Source organism: Paenibacillus sp. YAF4_2 (genome assembly GCF_052113225.1).
In the GTDB taxonomy this organism is placed as follows: Bacteria; Bacillota; Bacilli; order Paenibacillales; family Paenibacillaceae; genus Pristimantibacillus.
This window is the reverse complement of sequence record NZ_JBFRCT010000002.1, coordinates 413290-432459: the sequence shown is the minus strand read 5'-3', so window position 1 is coordinate 432459 and position 19170 is coordinate 413290. Positions and strand designations below refer to the sequence as shown.

The following is a 19170-nucleotide window of genomic DNA, read 5'->3' as shown; positions in this document are numbered from 1 at the left end:
AGAAGTAAAGAGGCGGTCCTAATTTCTTAGGACTGCCTCTTTGCCTACTTGCTCTATATGATCTCCTATCCGATCTATATCATTTATCTCTATAAGTACTGCTCCTGCAGGAATACAGCTGTCCTGCAACCTATATCCCGGCCAGGTGACTACTGCCGTAACACCTGACAACTCCGCTAATAACCGTTCATCCTCTTCCCGCCTGACGATTACAAGCTTAGGGTATGATTCCATTTTAAAACCTTCAACCAGAACAAATGCATCATGTGGCGCTTCCGCGATCAATTCTTCCAGTGAGGATGATCTTTCTTTTACAATAGCGGTCCGCTCACCTGAAGTAATGGCTGACCATACAGCGCCAGATGCACGGTGTCTTGCTGTATCTACTCCAGCAGGCTCCGCCTCAAATTGATGACCGTCATGTTTAATCGTTGCAACCTTCCTATTGCGAGAGGACAAATAATCGATCAGTCGGCACATTAGGGTTGTTTTGCCTGTATTTTTGTAACCCGTAATTTGATAGACGGCAGCTGCCAATACCTACACCTCCTTTCCCGCAAGTTGCGCTTCTTGATACTCCTCGGGTGTATTTATGTTATCAACGAAGTTGAGAAGGATACCAGCAGCCATAAATTGCTCTTCATTGACCCGAACATAAGGAATACGCTTCAAAAATCCTTTCATGCTGTAGTCGCCATCCAGCAAACATTGCTGGGTCTGCACCGCGCATTCCACCCGATAAACAGCCTGAAGTGGGTGAAGTCTGCCATGAATCTCCGGGACAGCCGCCATACTCCCGCTCCGTTCCATGTAATCAACAAGTAAAGCAGCTGCCTTCTCGGACACAAACGGCATATCACAGGCGGATACCCAAAGGACAGAATGATTGCTATATTGGAAGGCGGTATGAAGGGCAGCAAGCGGCCCCTGACCTGGCGAAGTATCGATTAATGTCGGCAGCTTTAGTTCAGACAACAGCTTTATTTGCTCTTCAGACGCTACAACAGCTGTTATATTGCCGCATAGCAGCTGCATTTTTTCCCGCACTCGTTCGATCATAACCTGCTCGCCAACAGGAAGAAGCGCCTTCATGCTGCCGCCCATTCTTCTGCTTTGTCCCCCAGCCAAAATAATCCCGTCAAGCCCGTTCATTCCACTTTCACCTTCTTTGTATTCGCATCTGTCTCTTGTAAATACTCAGCAAGCGGCTGAACGCGTACCGCACTTGATTTGAAATCAGGCATCCTGCAGTTCGGATCAAGCAAAGCATTCGTAACCCGGTTTACATTTTGCGCATCGCCCCAATGCATAGGAATAAATAAAGTATCCTCCCGAATCGCTGTACTTAGCTTTGTACGAACAATAACGGTACCTCGGCTCGACTGTACGCTGGCTAAAGCTCCTTCCTCCAGCCTGTGTTTCTCAGCCGTTCTTGGATGAATCTCCAAAATATTTTCCACCTCACGGGCTGCAAGTACGGGACTTCGACGGGTTTGAACCCCTGTTAGGTAGTGCGATAACATCCGCCCATTGGTCAGATAAAGCGGATATTCATCATTGGGCTGCTCGGCAGGTGATTCGCTCTCCACACTCTGGAATACAGCTAATCCATCTTTATGGGCAAAAGCTTCTCCGAATAACCGCGGCGTCCCCGGATGCTCTAATGAAGGGCAAGGCCAATAAATGCCTTCTTCCTTACGCAGCCGGTCATACGTAATGCCATAGTAGTCCGCAATGCCGCCACGGCTTGCAACCCGCAGCTCATTGAAAATATCTTCGGAATCCCGGAACGTAAAGAATTTCTCTTTTCCAAGCGAATATGCGAGGTCACATAGAACCTGCCAGTCATGCCGTGCTTCACCAGGAGCGGAACGTCCTGCCTGCCGGAGCAATACACGCCCTTCCAGGTTCGTCATCGTGCCTTCATTCTCAAGATAGGCGCTGACCGGAAGCACAATATCCGCAAGCCTCGCCGTCTCGGATAAGAACATATCCGCCACTACAAGAAAATCAACCTTTTCGAAAGCTTCTTCTACTAATGTTGCATTTGGATTTGAGACAATCGGATTAGAACCCATAACAAACAACCCTTTAATATCACCGGAATGAACGAGCTCCATCATTTCATACGCCGAAACGCCTTTACCTGGCAGCTCCTCCGGCTGAATCCCCCACACTCCAGCGATATAAGCGCGGTCATCAGCATTTTCAATCAGACGATAGCCCGGAAGCTGATCCGCCTTCTGCCCATGCTCCCGGCCTCCTTGACCGTTTCCTTGACCGGTTACCGCCCCATAGCCGCAGCCTTCTTTGCCGATTTTCCCCGTTGCAAGAATCATATTGAGAAAATTCCTTACCGCCATATGTCCGTCCGCATGCTGCTCGACACCCCGCGCTGTGAAGATCATTCCCGTTGCTGCCTTGCCAAAAGCAATCGCCGCCTTGCGGATCCTGTCCATGCCAACGCCTGTCATCTCCGCAACTTCCTCGAGATCAACCTGATCCAGATGCTCTTTCACTGCTGAGAAGCCTTTCGTTCTCTTCTGGATAAAAGATTCATCCGTCAGCTTCTCATCCAGAATAATCTTCAGCATCCCATTCACCAGTGCAGCATCCATACCCGGCTTCACCTGCAGATGAATATCTGCAATGGAGGCAGTGGCGGAAGCCCTTGGATCAATTACAATAATCGTTGCCCCATTTTCCTTCGCTCTTGTAAAATACGGCATCAGCGTCGGCTGGCACTCCGCAATATTCGTTCCAGCGAGAATGATGCACTGTGCTAGAGGGATATCGGAAAGCCGATTCGTTAGGCCGCGGTCTATGCCAAAGGTCTTCACGCCTGCCGAGGCGGCAGCTGACATGCAGAACCTGCCATTATAATCGATATATTTGGTCTTCAGAGCAACTCGAGCAAACTTGCCAAGCAAATAGGCGGATTCATTCGTGAGCGAGCCGCCGCCATACAGCCCTACCGCATCCAATCCATATTGGGATTGAAGCTCCGTGAATCGAGTGCTGATGGCTGACAGTGCTTCTTCCCAGGATACACGCTTCAGCTCGCCTTGAAGACGCATCATCGGATATAACAGTCTCTCTCGGCTTACAGCATGCTGATGCGCATTCATCCCTTTTACACATAATCTGCCTTCCGATGCTTTATTCGGAATAGCTGTTACTTGATAAGTCGGGCGGCGGCCCGACCGGTCCTCTACCACTTCCATCTTGCATTGCACGCTGCAGAAAGGGCACTGCGTCGCCATTACTTTTTTCGCTTCCTCCGCCGAGAACGTCATCGTATCTATTTGCCGCTCCATGCCATCTCCATCCTTTCTGCTGCCTGCCAGCGTTCCGACAGCTCTTCTTGCGTTTCCCGGTCAAGCAGCTTCTCACGAAGAGGCAGAAGGCCTATTCGATCAAGCCATTTCCAAGGACGTTCCCCGTAATAAGCAGATTCCCGGTACCATTGCATACAGGCTGCAGCCAATTGCCGAGCATTTGTTTCCTCTGCTTCCACCGCAAGCAGCTGCGCTTGCTTCACCGGGTGCTCCGCATGCCCTCCAACGTATACTTCCCAGCCGGCAGGAACAGCAGAAAGAGAGAAATCACGAACCAGTACATCGGAAGGCTCTAAATAATTAGAGGAAATTTCAAAACGTACAGGATAAGGCAGTTTAACCGCATTCCGATCACTCTCATCGACTAATCCCAAGTAATAAGGAATAGCTGCACGGCATACCTGGCAGCCTTCTGATCGATTCCAGTCTAAATCCGCTCTGACATGAGCCGCATTTGTATAAGAATTAGCTATAATGGCTTCTTTCACTTGCTCATGACCAAGCGTTGTACAGCTGCAGATCGGAATAACGGTCTTAACTCCTCCTGCACCAGACAACACACAATTAAGCACTGCTCCAACCATCGGTTTACAACCGCCGCATGAACCTGAGGCCTTCGTTTTATCCCTGATTTGTTCAACAGTCTGCAGATTGTCTTCTCCAATCGCCTGAACGATGGCTCCCTTACTCACCCCGTTACAGGAGCAGATCGTTTCATGATCCGCCATCGCCATAACAGCGCCATCCATCCCGCCGGCACCTGAGCTTTCAGCCTTCTCAAGCAGGACTTCGGCAGCCGCTTTCTTTTTCAATAGATCTAGCAGCTTCATTCCTTCCGTACTATCGCCATACAAGACAGCTCCCGCTATCTTACCTTCCTTAACAGTGACCTTCTTATACGTGCCTTGAAGACCGTTATATTGCTGGAGTGCTACCTGGACTTCACTGCCTTGAATATCGCCAGCAGAGAACACATCTACTCCAGATACCTTCAACATGGAGTAAGGAATAGAACCCTTGTAGGGAGCCGTATCCACACCTGTAAGCGTCCGCGCCAGTACCTTGCCTTGTTCATAGAGCGGGGCAATCAATCCGTATACGGTGTCATCATGCTCCGCGCATTCCCCAACCGCATAGATGTGAGGAACACTGGTCCTCATATAATCATCAACGATAATTGCACGATTCGTCTTAATCCCGCTATTTGCCGCGACAGCTATATTAGGACTTATGCCAACTGCAAGGACAATCAGATCCGCAATAAGCTTAGTGCCATCGCTGAACTGCAGACCTTCCGCCCGTTTCCGACCGATAATTTTCTCCGTCCGCTTCTCCATCCAGAAGCGCATCCCCTGTCCCATAAGCTCCCGCTTCAGCATATCTGCAGACATGGTATCCAGCTGTCTGTTCATCAAGTAGGACGCATTATGGACGACATGTACTTCCATACCCAAATTAAGCAGCCCGCGTGCAGCTTCAAGACCGAGGAGTCCTCCACCGATAACAGCTGCCCTGCGATACGATTCCGAAGCCTCCATCATCTTCTCGCAATCTTTAATATTACGGAAAGCCGTAACGCCAGATTTATGAATACCCGGAATAGAAGGAATAAATGCCGATGAACCAGTGGCAAGAATGAGTTCGTCATAGGAAACGTCTTTCCCCGATTCCAAATGGATCTTTTTGTTGCCGGTATTAATTCGTACAGCCTTCTCGCTCAGCAGCAGCCGAATTCCACGTTCCTTGTACCAGCTGAAATCATTAATTGTAATATCTGTAATGGAGGTATCTCCCTGAAGCACTTTGGACAACATGATCCGATTATAGTTCGGATGAGGCTCATCTCCAATGATTGTTACTTCGAAAGCATCAGGCGATAACCGGTAAATCTCCTCTACGCATCTCACGCCAGCCATTCCATTGCCGATTACCGCAAGTTTCCTCTTCATCACAACGTCAATCCCCCGTTTGCCATATGCGTTAGTAATAGAAAGGAGATCGTCTCCCCCTTCGCCGCGCCTCGCCCGCCTGCCGGAATAACCGCGATTGCATTCGCTTCAGCAAAGGCTGCAATATTGCCCGATTTGTCATTAGGCAGAGGAGTAAGCCGCCAAACGCCAAGCTCCATTGAAGCAATCGAACGGATATAGCGCGGATAAGGACATGGCTTGCCGATCGAGTCCTCGAGCCGCCCTTTCTGCCATTGATTGCGGTAGTTCTTCATCCCCTTTATCCATTGAATGGTTGGCTTCACTAATAGCTCCAGAGCGGAGTAACAAGCCGATGGATTACCCGATAGACCAAACAGCAGGCTGCCTTCTTTTTTAAAAGCCGAAGTTGGTGTACCCGGTCTCATCAGCACCTTCGTAAATAGAGGTTCATAGCCTGCGCGTGCAGCTGCTCTCTCTACATAATCATGATCTCCGACCGAGATCCCACCGGTTGTGATAACAAGATCGGCCTGCTCGGCAGCTTGCTCAATCTCCTTCGTAAGAATGGCTGGATGATCTGGAACCGGCTTTCTGCGGGTCACTTCGACGCCTAGCTGTTTCAGAAGGGCATAAACAACAAGCCCGTTAGCGTCATAGATGCGATCTCCAGACAAAGGAGTTCCCGGTTCTTGCAATTCATCTCCTACTGGCAGCACGGTTACTCGAGGCATAGCAAAAACTAGGGCTTCGCCTTGTCCGTAGGAAGCAAGCACCGCCATCTCTTTCGCACCAATCGTTGTCCCCTTCACGAGAATCTGCTTGCCTGGAGCGAGATCCTCGCCAGCTTCTGCGATATGTCTTCCGCTTGGATGGTGCCGGTCTATTCCTATCCATAACGGCTTGTCGTCTTCACCCTTTATTGGAGTAACAACCTCCTGCATGACTACGGTATCGTAGCGATGCGGCACTGGCGCGCCAGTAAAAATACGAACGGCATCAATATCATCTATTAATCTGCTGCCTGTACATTCTTCCACCCAATTCCGGGATGAGCCGGCTTTGATTTCAGCAATGACACGAAGCATAACCTCACTGCCAGGACCAGCACCTAAAGTTGTGTGCGAACGGATCGCATATCCATCCATCGCCGCGCGTCTGAATGGAGGCATTGGGAAGGGGGTGAAGAAATCTTCTGCCAGCACCCTGCCAACACATTCCTCCAAAGGCAGCTTTTCCGTTCGACCAGGGGACATTCCCTTACACAAATGACCAATCGCTTCTTCTATAGATACAACAAGCTGCTGCTTCTGCAAGGTAGTCATAACTGGCACTTCCTCTCCACTGCTCAAAATGAACACAAAAAGCCCGTTCCCTATCGAAAATTCGAAATGGGGAAGCGGGCTTCTTTGCCGGGTTGACAGCACATCGTTGTGCTGCACATTTGCTTTGAGCATACTGGAAGATAGCTTACATGTCAATATAAGTGACGTAAAATAGTCGGAAAACCATCATTTTTTCAGAAATTACGAAATCTGGTGTTAAGTTTATTGACATGAGTTTGGAGATTCCCCTATAATTCGAATTGGGTTCACAATGATGTGACCGTACGATCCGGTGGGTACAATGTTGTACCGCCTTCGGCAAAGAGGCCGCTAACTGTCCACAAGGGCAGCTTGCGGCCTCTTTTTATTTACATTCGTGTTTGTTAGAGATGGTTAGAAGCAGACCCTCGCCCCGGAACGCGTGTCTGCCATACCAAAAAAAATAATTGGAGGGATTTGGATATGAGTAACCCTACGTCTTTTTGGAAGAGCGGCCATAAGCCTTCATTATTTAGTGCATTTATGTATTTCGATATCAGCTTTATGATCTGGGTACTTATCGGCCCGCTTAGCGTTGTTATTATGGGAGATTACGAAATGACAGCGGTTGAAAAAGCGAACCTCGTTGCCCTCCCGGTACTTGGTGGCTCCATTCTTCGTCTCGTATTTGGCTTCCTTACCGATTATATCGGACCAAAGAGAACGGGACAGCTTGGCATGCTGCTCACTATGGTCCCTCTTATCTGGGGCTGGAAATTTGTTGATTCCCTTGGTGATCTTCATATCGTTGCTCTTATGCTTGGCGTTGCAGGTGCATCCTTTGCTGCAGCACTACCGCTTGCGAGCCGCTGGTATCCCCCGCAGTATCAAGGACTTGCAATGGGTATTGCCGGAGCCGGCAACAGTGGTACGGTCTTCTCTACGTTGTTTGCCAATCGGATTGCCACGCATTACGGCAGCTGGGAAGTGGTCTTTGGACTTGCGCTCATCCCGATCGCCATTGCCTTTATCGTCTTCACCATCTTTGCCAAAGACAGCCCTAATCAGCCTGCTCCAAAAAAGCTGTCTCATTACGCAAAAGTGTTAAAGCAGCGGGATACTTGGTTGTTCTGCATTATGTACAGCGTTACTTTTGGCGGCTTTGTTGGTCTTTCCAACTATTTGACGATTTTCTTCAACACCCAATATGGATTATCAGCTGTCAAAGCAGCCGATTTCACAACTCTCTGCGTTATTGCAGGCAGCTTCTTCCGTCCAATAGGCGGTTATTTATCCGATAAAATTGGCGGTATTAAGGTACTTATGATCTTGTATACCGGAGCAGCCGTCATGCTTGCCTCCATCTCAAGCCTTCCGCCGCTGTATCTGGTGATCTGCATGTTATTTATCGGCATGATGTGCCTTGGTGCAGGTAACGGTTCCGTATTCCAGCTTGTGCCTCAGCGGTTTGGCGATGATATCGGTCTCGTAACGGGCATCGTTGGCGCGGCAGGCGGTATTGGCGGGTATGCACTTCCGCTGATTTTAGGCAATCTATATCAATCAACCGGCTCCTACACGCCAGGCTTCCTAATCTTATGCGGCATAGCTATCTTGAGCGTTGTTATGCTGGCTATTGCTCAGCTTGATTGGAAGAAGACATGGATCGGAGATGGCGGTAAAGCACGCAGTATGTAACCATTATGTCACTCCTCTTCGATGAAAAATCTATTCATCAAGGTTATAATACGAAGATGAATGAATTATTGCAGAGGAGAGTTGCATCACATGCAGTTTATCGATAATAACAACATCACTGATCCAGCGATTAACCTGGCGCTTGAGGAATATATTTTACGGTCGCTTCCAGGCGATGAGTATTTGCTCTTCTATATTAATGAGCCGTCCATTATTATCGGCAAGAATCAGAATACCGTAGAAGAAATTAACGCGGACTATGTGAAGGAGAATGGCATCCATATCGTAAGGAGGCTGTCTGGCGGTGGTGCGGTCTATCACGACCTTGGCAACCTGAGCTTCAGCTTCATTATGAAAGATGACGGCAAGTCATTCCATAACTTCAAGAAGTTCACCGAGCCTGTTGTGCGAGCATTACGAAGCCTTGGTGTTGACGCTGAGCTGTCAGGACGAAATGACCTACAGGTTGGTGAGCGGAAAATATCCGGTAATGCCCAGTTCGCTACCAAGGGTAAAATGTTCAGCCACGGTACTCTCCTATTCGATTCGGAGATTGAGAATGTCGTTTCTGCGCTGAAGGTGAATGCGGAGAAATACGTCTCTAAAGCAACCAAATCGATCCGCAGCCGCGTAGCGAATATTACGGAGTTTCTGAAGGAACCGATGACGATCCAGGAACTGCGGCAATATTTGCTCGCCTCCATCTTCGAAGGAGAATCGGAAATTCCGGTTTACAAGCTGACTGAGCAGGACTGGGCTAACGTCCGGAAGCTTGCCGACGAGCGCTACCGCAGCTGGGAATGGAATTATGGCCGTTCCCCGGCCTTCAATGTACGTCAAACAAAACGAATTGAAGGCGCAGGCACATACGATGTACGGCTCCAAGTGGAAGAAGGCAACATCGTCGATGCAGCCGTCTTCGGAGACTTCTTCGGCAGAGGTGAGACCAGCGAGGTAACCGAAAAGCTGATTGGCACACGTTATGATGCGCAGTCGCTTGGCAAGCTGCTGGATGAGATTGATGTGAATTTCTACTTTGGTCCAGTAACGAAGGAACAGCTGTTGTCATTGATGTTGTAGTGTAGATAAAAACGAAGGGGCAATCCCAACAGTCATTTAATATGACAATGGGATTGCCCCTCTGTTTCTTTTAGTACGTGGAAGTGCACGATAAGACCCTGGCAGGGTCTTATGATGACTAATTTCATTTAACGCTCACCCAATAAGACCCCCGCAGGGTCTTATTGGAGCTCCGAGTGCTCAAAAGCAGCCTTATTTCTTTCATATCAAGAAAATAAGACCCTCATAGGGTCTTATGATGACTCATCTCACTTAACGTTAACCCGATAAGACCCCCGCAGGGTCTTATTGCACCGCAGACAGCCGCTTTTTCGTTAAAGGAGATTAACTCATATGAAAAATTAAATAGAGAGGATGATCTACACTGTATTAAATGCAGAATAGCACGGGTTAAATAGCAGCTGATCAACATTAGGTTGCATTCTTTACAGTATAATTCGGAAAATCGGGCTGCTCATGCTCATAAACGATTGAATTATACTGCATTTAATACAACATAAGATTGATTACTAGGCTAAAACAATGAATTATACTGCATAAAGTACGACATAGCAGCCATATCGCTAAGTTCCCCGTCCCACCTACTTATTGCCCAGTACATACTGCAGACCTGACAAAAATACCCGGACTGCAAAATAAATAAACAGAACCGCCGAGAGCAGCGAGATCACTCTCACGAACTTCGCACCAAGTGCTTTCCCAGCCCTGCTGCTGATGAAGGCCATACCAAGTGACCATAATAAGCCTGCCGTGAAGAAGCCTGCTATAAATACCGCAATGGCATAACGGCTGCTTCCGTGCATCTCTGCTACAATCGGCCCGGCCGAGGCAACGAACCATAGCATAATGGTCGGCGAAGATAGTGCCGTTCCTAAGCCAAACAAGAAATCAGCCAGCTTTTTCTTCGGCTTCCGTTCAGTTCCCCCGCTGCCCTCTCTAGCGTTCCAATCGATCATTTTCGGATGAACAGACTCCTTCGCCATTTTATAAGCTAGCAGAAGCAGCACCGCCGTCCCCGCAATCCATAGAACCCAACGAACAACCGTAATTTCCAGAACAAAACTAAAGCCTACCAACGCAAGAGCAAGATACGTTAAGTCCCCAAAACATGAACCAAAACCGATCATAAATGACGACTTAAAGCCGCGCTCAACGCCGGTTTTAATAATGGCGACATTCACCATACCCAGATCAAAGCATAAAGATAAAGAAAATAAAAAGCCTTGTACAAAAGAAAGCCATAAATCCATACTACCGTTCACTCATCCTACTTCTTTGATTTAACCCGGTACCAATACTCATATTGCGTCTCAAAACCAAACTTATCATACAACCGATTCGCGGGCTTGTTTTCCTGAACAACCAATAAGTAAGCGTCAGTCGCCCCATTCCGCTTGCCCCAATGAAGGATCTGAAGCAATAATTGATAGCCAAACCCCTGATTACGGAACTGATGTGCCGTTACAACATCATACAGCCCGATATACCCTTGCTCAACAACGCCAATCCCGCAGGCAGCAGGAGTACCGTCATCCGAAAATACCGTAACGAAGCATTTGAGAGGCGGCATATTATTGAGCAGTTTTACCGCTGTTTCTCTATGCTTTTCTGCGAGCGGCATCATTTGCGTAAATTCTTCAAACCAGCGCTCATTCATATGGTCATCAATCTGACAGCGGTTAGCCGCCGGTACAGGCAGCTCCAGCAAGGAGGCCGTCTTCACATATACAGGCTCCACAATCCTGTAGCCCTGTTCCTCTAATAAAGAATCTAGATGACTTGGACTTGCGAACGGTGTTATTTTGAAGACAAAATCTAATCCAAGTACCGAATAAATCTGCTCGCAATAACGGATTTTCCCCTCGGCATCGCCATGACTTTCATACAGCGGCATAACGCAATTGGATCGTTTCGTATAACCATTCGCATACCGCAGAAGCCAGCCGTCATAGACAGATGTCTGAAGGGATGGCCAAGCGTTTAAGCTCAGCTCCTCTAACTTCCTATATAAAGGATTGTCCAAATCTATTCCTCCCCCTTACCAAAAACTATATAAGATGAAACCGCTCGAGCTGTGCCAGCTGATTCTCCCGAAGCAAGATTTCACGCTGTTTAGGTCCAAGCAGATCAAAATGAGGAAATAAATCACGTCTATGTATATACTTCGGATTAAGACCATTGCTAAGACACCACTCTGCCAGCTTATCCAGATCAGAGCAGCCTACCTTCGTCACGGTCTTCATCCCCGGAAATCGCGGGTCAACCCAATAATGCGTCAGGAATGCAATCTCCCCGCGGGCGACCGCTTCCTTCCATGCCGTCATTTCAGCCCTGGAAATTCCGAATGCCATGGCGTAGCTCCTTTACTTACGTATAAATATGCTTAACTCTGCCGACCTGGCCATCTGTCAGACGCACCTTAATGCCGTGAGGGTGATTCGGTGAATTTGTAAGCAAGTCCTTAACGATTCCACGCGTCAGCTTACCTGTCCGCTGATCCTGCTTCAGAACGATATCGACCTCCAGCCCCGGCTTAACCGAAGCTCTCTGTGTACCATTTGTCACTGTTGATCATTCCTTCATTCGCATGTATGCTTAATAGTTTATGACGCACAGCATAGCATATGTAGCTGAAAGATGCACTTCCAAGGCACAACTGTTATACTAAACGTTAAACGAGATCGATGAAATGAGGAACATTTACAAATGTCAAACGAATTTAGTGCAATGGGTATTATCCCGGAGATAACAGATATTCTGCAATCAGACGGTATTACAACCCCTACGCCTGTACAAAAGAAAGCAATCCCTGTCCTCCTGTCCGGACAAGATGTCATTGCCCAGGCTCAGACAGGAACAGGAAAAACGATAGCATTCGCTCTGCCAATCCTGCAGAAAATCGATATTAATAAAGATCAGGTACAAGCCCTTATTCTTACTCCAACGCGTGAATTGGCCATCCAGATCACTAGTGAGCTGAAAAAGCTGGTACCAGCTGTAGGCGCCAAAGTTCTTGCCGCGTATGGCGGACAAGATGTTGACGCACAAATACGCAAATTGAATAACGCACCACACATCGTTGTTGCAACACCTGGCCGTCTGATTGACCATATGAGACGTGAAACGATTAATCTGGGCAAGCTGAAAATGCTCGTACTGGATGAAGCCGATCAAATGCTGCATATGGGCTTCCTTCCTGAAGTACAAAGCATTGTTGAACAGACGCCTCGCGCTCGTCAAACGATGCTCTTTTCAGCTACAATGCCGGATGCGATTAAACGTCTAGCAGAGAATTATATGAAGGTACCTGTTGATATTAAAATTCAAAGCGCAAATGTCACTTTGGACAATATCAAGCAGCTTGTTGTAGAAACGACTGACCGCGGACGTCAGAAAGCATTAATTTCCATGATCGAATCACAGCGCCCTTATCTGGCTGTTATTTTCTGCCGGACGAAGGTTCGCGCGAAAAAACTAAACAAAGACCTTCAGGAACATGGCTTCGAATCAGACGAGCTTCATGGAGATCTTACACAAGCCAAGCGTGAGCAAGTTATGAAACGTTTCCGTGATGCAAAGCTTCAAATACTTGTCGCAACAGACGTTGCAGCACGCGGGCTTGATGTGGAAGGCGTTACCCATGTCTTTAACTTCGATGTTCCAACGGATTCCGAAATTTACATTCACCGTATTGGCCGTACTGGCCGTGCCGGACAACGCGGAACTGCAATAACCATTGCATCCCCTTATGATCGGGGAGCGGTTGCCCATATCGAGCGCAGTATCAATGCTGTACTTGAGCGCCGCACAGTGGAAGCGGACGGTACAATTGTGAAGGTTACTACACCACGTCCAAGCAACGAAGGTAGAAGCTATGATAAAAAGCCGGAACGCGGAAGACGCGGTCGCGGTGCTCGTGATTCCAAACCAGCGCAAGGCGGGCGCAGCGGCAGAGGCGAGCGTAATGAACGCGGTGGCGGCGCAGGCCGTTCACAAGCAGGCGGACGCGGCAAGCCGGAACGTGCTGCTGTAGCCAGCAACACCGAAAGCAATCCGTGGGAAGTTGGCAACAATGAACGCGGCGGGAAAGGCGAACGTGAATCTGGTGGACGCGGCGGCAGAGATGCACGTGGTGCTAACCGTGGCGGTACACGTACTCAAGGCGGTTCAGAACGCGGCAATTCGCGCGGACCATCAGCTGGCGGCAGCAGAGGCGAGCGGTCTCAAGACGGCGCAGCACGCGGCAATACACGCGGACCATCACCTGGCGGCAGCAGAGGCGAGCGGTCTCAAGACGGCGCAGCACGCGGCAATACGCGCGGCGCATCTACTGGCGGCCGATGGGAAGGCCGGCCAAGCAGCAATAAAGATTCGCGCGGGCCATCAAGCAGCGCACCACGTGGTGGACGAGATTCGCGTGGCGGCAGCAACAACGGTAATAGAGGCGGGACGCGTGGCGGTTCATCGCGTGGTCCTAGCTCTGGCGGTCGTAACAGATAAGAATAAAGGAGTTGCGGTACATTGAAGAACGTGCAGCTGCCGGAAGCCTATGTCCGGCAAATGCAGGCTCTTCTCGGAAGGGAAGAAGCCGAGCGGTTTCTTGACAGTTACAACGATGCCCGTGCTTTCGGGCTGCGGATTAATCCATTGAAATGTCGACAACTAATCGGGGACAATGCGGCTGCTGCTCTTAAGCAGCCGTTTCATTTGGAACCGGTACCTTGGTGCAAGACAGGCTATTATTATGAGGAATCTACAAGACCGGGCAAGCATCCTTACCATACGGCTGGCCTTTATTATATTCAGGAGCCATCAGCTATGTCTGCCGCTGAGCTGCTGGGCGCCCAGCCAGGCGAGACAATATTAGACTTCGCAGCAGCTCCGGGCGGCAAGACAACTCAAATTGCTGGCAGTATGAACGGCGAAGGATTACTTATTGCAAATGAAATCCATCCTGCAAGAGCTAAGATTCTTAGCGAAAATGTAGAGCGTCTGGGCATTCGCAACGCCGTTGTTACAAATGCTGCGCCACAAGAATTGTCCAGACGCTTCCCTGCCTTCTTCGACCGAATTATGTTGGACTCTCCATGTTCTGGTGAAGGTATGTTCCGTAAGGATGAAGTCGCTATTACGGAATGGTCGGAAGCACATGTCACCTATTGTGCCGAGCGCTCTGCGGATATATTAGAGCATGCAGCCATCATGCTGAAGCCTGGCGGCGTGCTCGTCTATTCTACTTGTACGTTTAACCGTTCTGAGAATGAAGATACGATTGATCAATTCATTGTGTCTCACCCCTCCTTCCGCGTCGAACAGGTCGAGCGGCTGTGGCCGCATCAGGTTCGTGGAGAAGGTCATTTTGTAGCCCGGCTCCGCAAAGCTTCGGATGAGGGGCAACTGAAAGTCGGCCACATCGACGAACCTGACCTTCGCAGCAGCAAAGACAAACGGCGTGAACGCGATATGCGTTCAGCAAGGCAAGCCAAGCCGCTCACAGCTGAGCTTGCCTTGTGGAGCAGCTTTGCCGAACAGGCATTACCGGGATTCACTTTAGGCGCAGGTGAGCCTATTCGCTTCGGTGATGCCCTCTACTGGCTGCCGCATCAATCCAGCGGCAGCTTTGGCGCTGCTGACCTTGACGGCCTCAAGGTCGCACGACCTGGTCTGCACCTCGGCGACATCCGTAAGAACCGGCTGGAACCCGCGCATGCGCTTGCTCTTGCCGTACAATCGGATGAGGCAGCCTGGGTACAGAGCTATACGCCTGATTCTCCTGAGATTGCCGCTTACCTGCGCGGGGAGACCCTTCCTGCCAATGGCGATGTAAGCGGCTGGGGACTTGTTGCCGTTGATGGTTTGCCGCTTGGCTGGGCAAAAGCAAGCAATGGTCAGTTGAAGAATCACCTGCCGAAAGGGCTTCGCCGCTTCAGCTAATAGAGCGGCGATTGTCAGGGCTCCTCATCCTTGCCGCGCAGATCAAGCCTTCCTCATTAGGTGATTACCCAATTATGAATGTACCGTGATAAGCGTCCATTCGAATCAGGGCAAATCACATACTATACTGTATACCGAACGGAAGGGCGATTGCACTCGAATGGCAGCAGCCCTCCAGCGGAATACAACTACAAGGAGGAATTAGCATGTCTGGCGTATATGGAGGCGGCGTCAATACGGTAGGTTTCATCCTTGTCCTTTTCATTCTTCTGGTAATTATCGTTAGAAGTCTTTGTTGGTTCTAAGGACTTTGCACCAAACCATGAAATAAAAAAGGGGCAGCCCACAAGGTCATCATGACCTGCGGCTGCCCCTTCTTTTTGATTTATTTAGCTCCAGGCGAATTCGCGCAAGGCATGTGCAACGCCGTCTTCTGCATTGGAACGCGCTATAACGTCTGCTGCTTCCTTTACCCCGTCAGGTGAGTTGCCCATCGCAATTCCGCAACCGGCAAACTCCAGCATGGAGATATCGTTGAAATAATTACCGATCGCCAGAATCCGGCTCCGGTCAATCCCTTGACTAAGAGCAAACTGCTGCAGGGCTCTGCCTTTGCTTGCCTCCGGATGATGGACGTCGATAAAGAAGTCGCCGCTGCGGATGGTCAACAGGGATGGCGGCCATTGCTCCCAATCTTTCTGCACGCGGTCCATCTCTTCCTTGTCACCAAATATCGTAAACTTCACAAGCCCTTCAGGCAGCTGTGTCCCGCGCTCCAGAATGGACGGTGCAGCATGGAACTTGCTGTACATATCCTCAAGCTCAGGTGTCATCGATTCCACCATCATACTGAAGGCTGTATTTAAGTCAAAGTGAACTTGGTTCGTCCGGCAATAGGCAAGGTAAGGCTCAAGCTGCTGCGGTGCAATCTCATATTGATGAATGATTGTTCTTGTGTCCGAGTTAATTGTCGCTCCGCCGTTATGCGTAATAATGATTCCGTTAAGTCCCAGCTCCTCCAGAACCGGAAATACACTTACAGGAGCACGGCCGGTACATAATACAATACCCGCTCCGCGTTCAGCCGCTTCCCGCACAGCCTCGCGCGTCTTGCTTGTCAGTTGGTGGTCATCTGTTAATAACGTACCATCCACATCAAGTGCAATCAAATCATACTGCAGTGTCATTTCCCCACTCCTATTTCTATATTTACTCCGATGCCCGGTGAGCTCGTAAAAGAGCAAGCTCCTCATCCGTTAATTCACGGTATGTTCCTTCCTCAAGATCCGGATCCAGTTCAAGCGGTCCCATCGATACTCTCTTTAAGTATACGACTTTTTTGCCCACTGACTCGAACATCCGCTTCACTTGATGGAACTTACCTTCCATTATCGTAAGGGATATAACGGAAGTAACGCCACCCTCATCATGGTCTTTTTTCAAAATCTTCAAATTTGACGGCATCGTCACATATCCATCATCCAGTATCACACCTTTCTTGAACTGCTCCTGATCTTTCTCGCCGACATCCCCTTGCACTACAGCTTCATAAGTCTTCGGGACATGCTTGCGCGGGGATAAGAGCTCATGAGCCAGCTGCCCGTCATTAGTCAGCAGCAGCAGACCAACCGTATCCTTATCCAGTCTTCCAACAGGAAATGGCTCCATGATTTGATCTTCAGGCTCAAGTAAATCGATAACCGTCTGCTCCCGCTTATCCTCTGTTGCAGAAATAACACCGGGAGGTTTATTCATCATCAAATAGATAACTTCCCGGTACATCACCCGTTCTCCGTCATAGGCAACTTCGTCCAGCTCCGGATCAACCAGGAGTCCGCTATCCTTCACGACTTTGCCTGAAACCGTCACTATTCCCTGCTTCACCAGCTTCTTGATCTCGCTGCGCGTCCCATAACCTGTATGAGACAATAGTTTGTCCAAACGCATCTTTTTCGCCATCTTACATCCACCTCCAGCCAGCTGGCAGCTCATTCTTCAGCATACCGTCTGCCGAATATTTGCCCCATCCGATCGGGTAACCATCCGTGCATACTAAGGCATATCCTTTCAAAGGCTGAGGCGTCTTGCCCTCCCTTTGTGCAACCGTTAATTGATCCGCTTCAACAAAAAGGGTCTCGCCCTTCAAATAACGAATAACGTTAGGATCATCCGACTGCATATTAATCGAGCGCACGGCCTCAGATTGGCGTAGTCCCAAGGCAAGCGCTTGTGACGGCTCGAACTTATTACGCCCCGCGTCCCCAACGTACCAGCCAGCACGGACGACACGCAGCCCGTCCAAAGAAGGCAAGGAAGCTGGCTGAAGATAAACTCTTGAGCCGAAGCATTGAACGGTTCCCGTGGCTTCGAAAGCATCTGACAACTCCCGCTCCACAAAATCAAGCCACATCGCTGACGGATCTATCGTCTCTGTTTGACCACGGCCTGTATGACGTCCATTATTACGCTCAGGCGCTTTGTTCAGCTTACCAACATCCTTCGCCCCTTGAGCACCACGTTTCTCGGCTGCGCGCAAAGTAGCTCCCGCATTGCCCTTTGGATGCTTCTTACGCGTCTCCTTCTGAGCTTCGATATCAGGAGAAATAGCAGCTGCCTCGTCAGACTCCTTGCGTCTCAGCACTGCCGCATAATGCCCTTCCCCTTCAATATGATGGGGCCAGAGTCTAACCGTACCAGAAAGAGAGGCTAAGCGCGCAGGTGCGAGTTCGCGCCCTGCTTCGCCCGCCCAATCAGGCTGTCCATTCTTCCAGCCGTAAAGATGTTCCACTTGTACGACTTCAAAGTCTGGCAGCTCGGCAAGCAGCTCAGCGATTTGTGATTCATTCTCCTCAGGAGAGAACGTACAAGTCGAATAGACAAGTATGCCGCCAGGGGCAAGCATAGCAGCCGCATCACGTAAAATATGCCGCTGCATAGCTGAGCAGCGTTCAATAGAATGCTTCTCCCACTCTGCGATCATTGACTCGTCCTTGCGGAACATGCCTTCACCTGAACATGGGGCATCTACGAGAATACGGTCGAACCATTGCCCGAATACTGGAGCAAGCGCCGAGGGCTCCTCATTGAGAATGACCGCGTTGCGAACACCGGCAAGCTCGATATTTTTCGCTAATGCCTTCGTCCGTTCTTTTGCATTGTCATTGCTGACTAGAACACCGCTGCCTTGCAGCTTTGCCGCGATTTGAGTGGACTTGCCGCCAGGCGCCGCGCACAGATCCAGTACCCTCTGCCCTGGCTGAACATCCAGCAATTCCACAGGAGCCATAGCACTTGGTTCTTGAATATAGTAAAGACCGGCATGATAATGCGGATGCTTGCCTGGTCTTGCACCTTCTTCATAATAGTAGCCATCTTCTACCCAAGGTATAGGACGGATTGCATCTCCCATCGGAGAGATCGCCTTCCATGCTTCACCGTTAAGCTTTAACCGATTTACGCGAATCCCGTACAAGCGCGGGTCATCATAAGAAGAGATAAAATGATCATATTCTTCTCCAAGCAGTGATTTCATCTTTGTTGTAAAAGCAATCGGCAAATAGCCGGACATCTGGTCATCCCCTTGCAAGCAGCTTAAACGCTCTTTGAAATATAACTTCGAGTATACTCCAATGCTCCTTGAATTCAAAGATGAATTCATGATTTGGCTTTCCGCCTCCCTTTATTCTTCATTTGTGATGAATATGTGAAATTAATCACAACCTCTTGTCAAATTCAAATATCTCGCATATGATAAGAGCAACAAAAGGATTGTGAATTAAATCACATAACTAGTTGCAACCTATATCATCCCTTTTTATTGGAAGCCGCCCTACTCTTCATCCCCTAACAAGGTCCGCTTCCTTTTTTTGCAACGATGTTTGTGAATTA

The 19170-nt window shown here is 49.3% G+C and carries 17 protein-coding genes; 5 read left to right on the top strand and 12 right to left on the bottom strand.

The features are described from left to right. Window positions 1–18: 18 nt before the first annotated feature. Genes mobB through AB4Y93_RS05970 form a run of 5 tightly spaced genes read right to left on the bottom strand, consistent with a single transcriptional unit; the run spans window position 19 to window position 6591 of the window. Complete coding sequence (mobB, locus tag AB4Y93_RS05990) at window positions 19–537, bottom strand: molybdopterin-guanine dinucleotide biosynthesis protein B (RefSeq protein WP_441889948.1); 519 nt, start codon at window positions 535–537, stop codon at window positions 19–21. A 3-nt stretch (window positions 538–540) separates the two neighbouring features. Then, window positions 541–1152 carry a molybdenum cofactor guanylyltransferase gene (gene mobA, locus AB4Y93_RS05985; protein WP_441889946.1) on the bottom strand — a complete coding sequence of 204 codons (612 nt, stop codon included), beginning with the start codon at window positions 1150–1152 and terminating at the stop codon, window positions 541–543. After that, complete coding sequence (nasC, locus tag AB4Y93_RS05980; RefSeq protein WP_441889944.1) at window positions 1149–3317, bottom strand: assimilatory nitrate reductase catalytic subunit NasC; 2169 nt, start codon at window positions 3315–3317, stop codon at window positions 1149–1151. The genes mobA and nasC overlap by 4 nt, the downstream gene beginning before the upstream one ends. Then, window positions 3302–5287, bottom strand: a complete 1986-nt coding sequence (gene nirB, locus AB4Y93_RS05975; protein WP_441890518.1) for a nitrite reductase large subunit NirB — start codon at window positions 5285–5287, stop codon at window positions 3302–3304. The genes nasC and nirB overlap by 16 nt, the downstream gene beginning before the upstream one ends. Continuing rightward, a complete protein-coding gene (locus AB4Y93_RS05970) occupies window positions 5287–6591 on the bottom strand; it encodes a molybdopterin molybdotransferase MoeA (RefSeq protein WP_441889942.1) in 1305 nt (434 codons plus the stop codon). Before AB4Y93_RS05970 ends, nirB begins: the two co-directional genes overlap by 1 nt. A gap of 462 nt (window positions 6592–7053) precedes the next feature. Here AB4Y93_RS05970 and AB4Y93_RS05965 point away from each other — a divergent pair, with 462 nt between their 5' ends. After that, window positions 7054–8268: a nitrate/nitrite transporter gene (locus tag AB4Y93_RS05965; RefSeq protein ID WP_441889940.1), complete on the top strand. Its 1215-nt coding sequence runs from the start codon at window positions 7054–7056 to the stop codon at window positions 8266–8268. A 90-nt stretch (window positions 8269–8358) separates the two neighbouring features. Further along, entirely contained in the window at window positions 8359–9348 is a 990-nt protein-coding gene (locus AB4Y93_RS05960; protein WP_441889938.1) for a lipoate--protein ligase, read from the top strand. A gap of 581 nt (window positions 9349–9929) precedes the next feature. Here the strand turns inward: AB4Y93_RS05960 and AB4Y93_RS05955 are convergent. The 4 genes from AB4Y93_RS05955 to AB4Y93_RS05940 are packed head-to-tail and all read right to left on the bottom strand — an operon-like array spanning window position 9930 to window position 11913. Further along, complete coding sequence (locus AB4Y93_RS05955) at window positions 9930–10598, bottom strand: LysE family translocator (protein WP_441889936.1); 669 nt, start codon at window positions 10596–10598, stop codon at window positions 9930–9932. A gap of 17 nt (window positions 10599–10615) precedes the next feature. Next, the gene (locus tag AB4Y93_RS05950) at window positions 10616–11371 is read right to left on the bottom strand and encodes a GNAT family N-acetyltransferase (RefSeq protein ID WP_441889934.1); all 756 of its coding nucleotides are present in this window, start codon (window positions 11369–11371) and stop codon (window positions 10616–10618) included. Window positions 11372–11396: 25 nt separating this feature from the next. Beyond that, window positions 11397–11699: a hypothetical protein gene (locus AB4Y93_RS05945; RefSeq protein ID WP_441889932.1), complete on the bottom strand. Its 303-nt coding sequence runs from the start codon at window positions 11697–11699 to the stop codon at window positions 11397–11399. A gap of 16 nt (window positions 11700–11715) precedes the next feature. Further along, window positions 11716–11913, bottom strand: a complete 198-nt coding sequence (locus AB4Y93_RS05940) for a YwbE family protein (RefSeq protein WP_167272225.1) — start codon at window positions 11911–11913, stop codon at window positions 11716–11718. A 141-nt stretch (window positions 11914–12054) separates the two neighbouring features. On the opposite strand from AB4Y93_RS05940, the gene AB4Y93_RS05935 reads away from it, so the two are divergent. From AB4Y93_RS05935 to AB4Y93_RS05925, 3 genes are all read left to right on the top strand, one after another. After that, window positions 12055–13848 carry a DEAD/DEAH box helicase gene (locus AB4Y93_RS05935; protein WP_441889930.1) on the top strand — a complete coding sequence of 598 codons (1794 nt, stop codon included), beginning with the start codon at window positions 12055–12057 and terminating at the stop codon, window positions 13846–13848. A 21-nt stretch (window positions 13849–13869) separates the two neighbouring features. Beyond that, window positions 13870–15282 (top strand): RsmB/NOP family class I SAM-dependent RNA methyltransferase, encoded by a 1413-nt coding sequence (locus AB4Y93_RS05930; RefSeq protein ID WP_441889928.1) that lies wholly within the window; start codon window positions 13870–13872, stop codon window positions 15280–15282. Between the two features lie 206 nt (window positions 15283–15488). Next, entirely contained in the window at window positions 15489–15587 is a 99-nt protein-coding gene (locus tag AB4Y93_RS05925; protein ID WP_441889926.1) for a dihydroorotate dehydrogenase, read from the top strand. 84 nt (window positions 15588–15671) lie between these two features. Here the strand turns inward: AB4Y93_RS05925 and AB4Y93_RS05920 are convergent, their stop codons facing one another. The 3 genes from AB4Y93_RS05920 to AB4Y93_RS05910 are packed head-to-tail and all read right to left on the bottom strand — an operon-like array spanning window position 15672 to window position 18940. Beyond that, a complete protein-coding gene (locus tag AB4Y93_RS05920; RefSeq protein WP_441889924.1) occupies window positions 15672–16469 on the bottom strand; it encodes a Cof-type HAD-IIB family hydrolase in 798 nt (265 codons plus the stop codon). Window positions 16470–16491: 22 nt separating this feature from the next. Continuing rightward, on the bottom strand, window positions 16492–17241 hold the full coding sequence (locus tag AB4Y93_RS05915) for a pseudouridine synthase (protein ID WP_441889922.1): 750 nt from the start codon (window positions 17239–17241) through the stop codon (window positions 16492–16494). A gap of 1 nt (window position 17242) precedes the next feature. Next, entirely contained in the window at window positions 17243–18940 is a 1698-nt protein-coding gene (locus AB4Y93_RS05910) for an RsmB/NOP family class I SAM-dependent RNA methyltransferase (RefSeq protein WP_441889920.1), read from the bottom strand. Window positions 18941–19170 lie beyond the last annotated feature (230 nt).

Coding starts and splice junctions, on each gene's coding strand:
- AB4Y93_RS05955 (WP_441889936.1), bottom strand. CDS start 10,598: ATGGATTTATGGCTTTCTTTTGTACAAGGCTTTTTATTTTCTTTATCT.
- AB4Y93_RS05910 (WP_441889920.1), bottom strand. CDS start 18,940: ATGAATTCATCTTTGAATTCAAGGAGCATTGGAGTATACTCGAAGTTA.
- AB4Y93_RS05925 (WP_441889926.1), top strand. CDS start 15,489: ATGTCTGGCGTATATGGAGGCGGCGTCAATACGGTAGGTTTCATCCTT.
- mobA (WP_441889946.1), bottom strand. CDS start 1,152: ATGAACGGGCTTGACGGGATTATTTTGGCTGGGGGACAAAGCAGAAGA.
- AB4Y93_RS05915 (WP_441889922.1), bottom strand. CDS start 17,241: ATGGCGAAAAAGATGCGTTTGGACAAACTATTGTCTCATACAGGTTAT.
- AB4Y93_RS05945 (WP_441889932.1), bottom strand. CDS start 11,699: ATGGCATTCGGAATTTCCAGGGCTGAAATGACGGCATGGAAGGAAGCG.
- AB4Y93_RS05970 (WP_441889942.1), bottom strand. CDS start 6,591: ATGACTACCTTGCAGAAGCAGCAGCTTGTTGTATCTATAGAAGAAGCG.
- AB4Y93_RS05920 (WP_441889924.1), bottom strand. CDS start 16,469: ATGACACTGCAGTATGATTTGATTGCACTTGATGTGGATGGTACGTTA.
- AB4Y93_RS05935 (WP_441889930.1), top strand. CDS start 12,055: ATGTCAAACGAATTTAGTGCAATGGGTATTATCCCGGAGATAACAGAT.
- nirB (WP_441890518.1), bottom strand. CDS start 5,287: ATGAAGAGGAAACTTGCGGTAATCGGCAATGGAATGGCTGGCGTGAGA.
- nasC (WP_441889944.1), bottom strand. CDS start 3,317: ATGGAGCGGCAAATAGATACGATGACGTTCTCGGCGGAGGAAGCGAAA.
- AB4Y93_RS05965 (WP_441889940.1), top strand. CDS start 7,054: ATGAGTAACCCTACGTCTTTTTGGAAGAGCGGCCATAAGCCTTCATTA.
- AB4Y93_RS05960 (WP_441889938.1), top strand. CDS start 8,359: ATGCAGTTTATCGATAATAACAACATCACTGATCCAGCGATTAACCTG.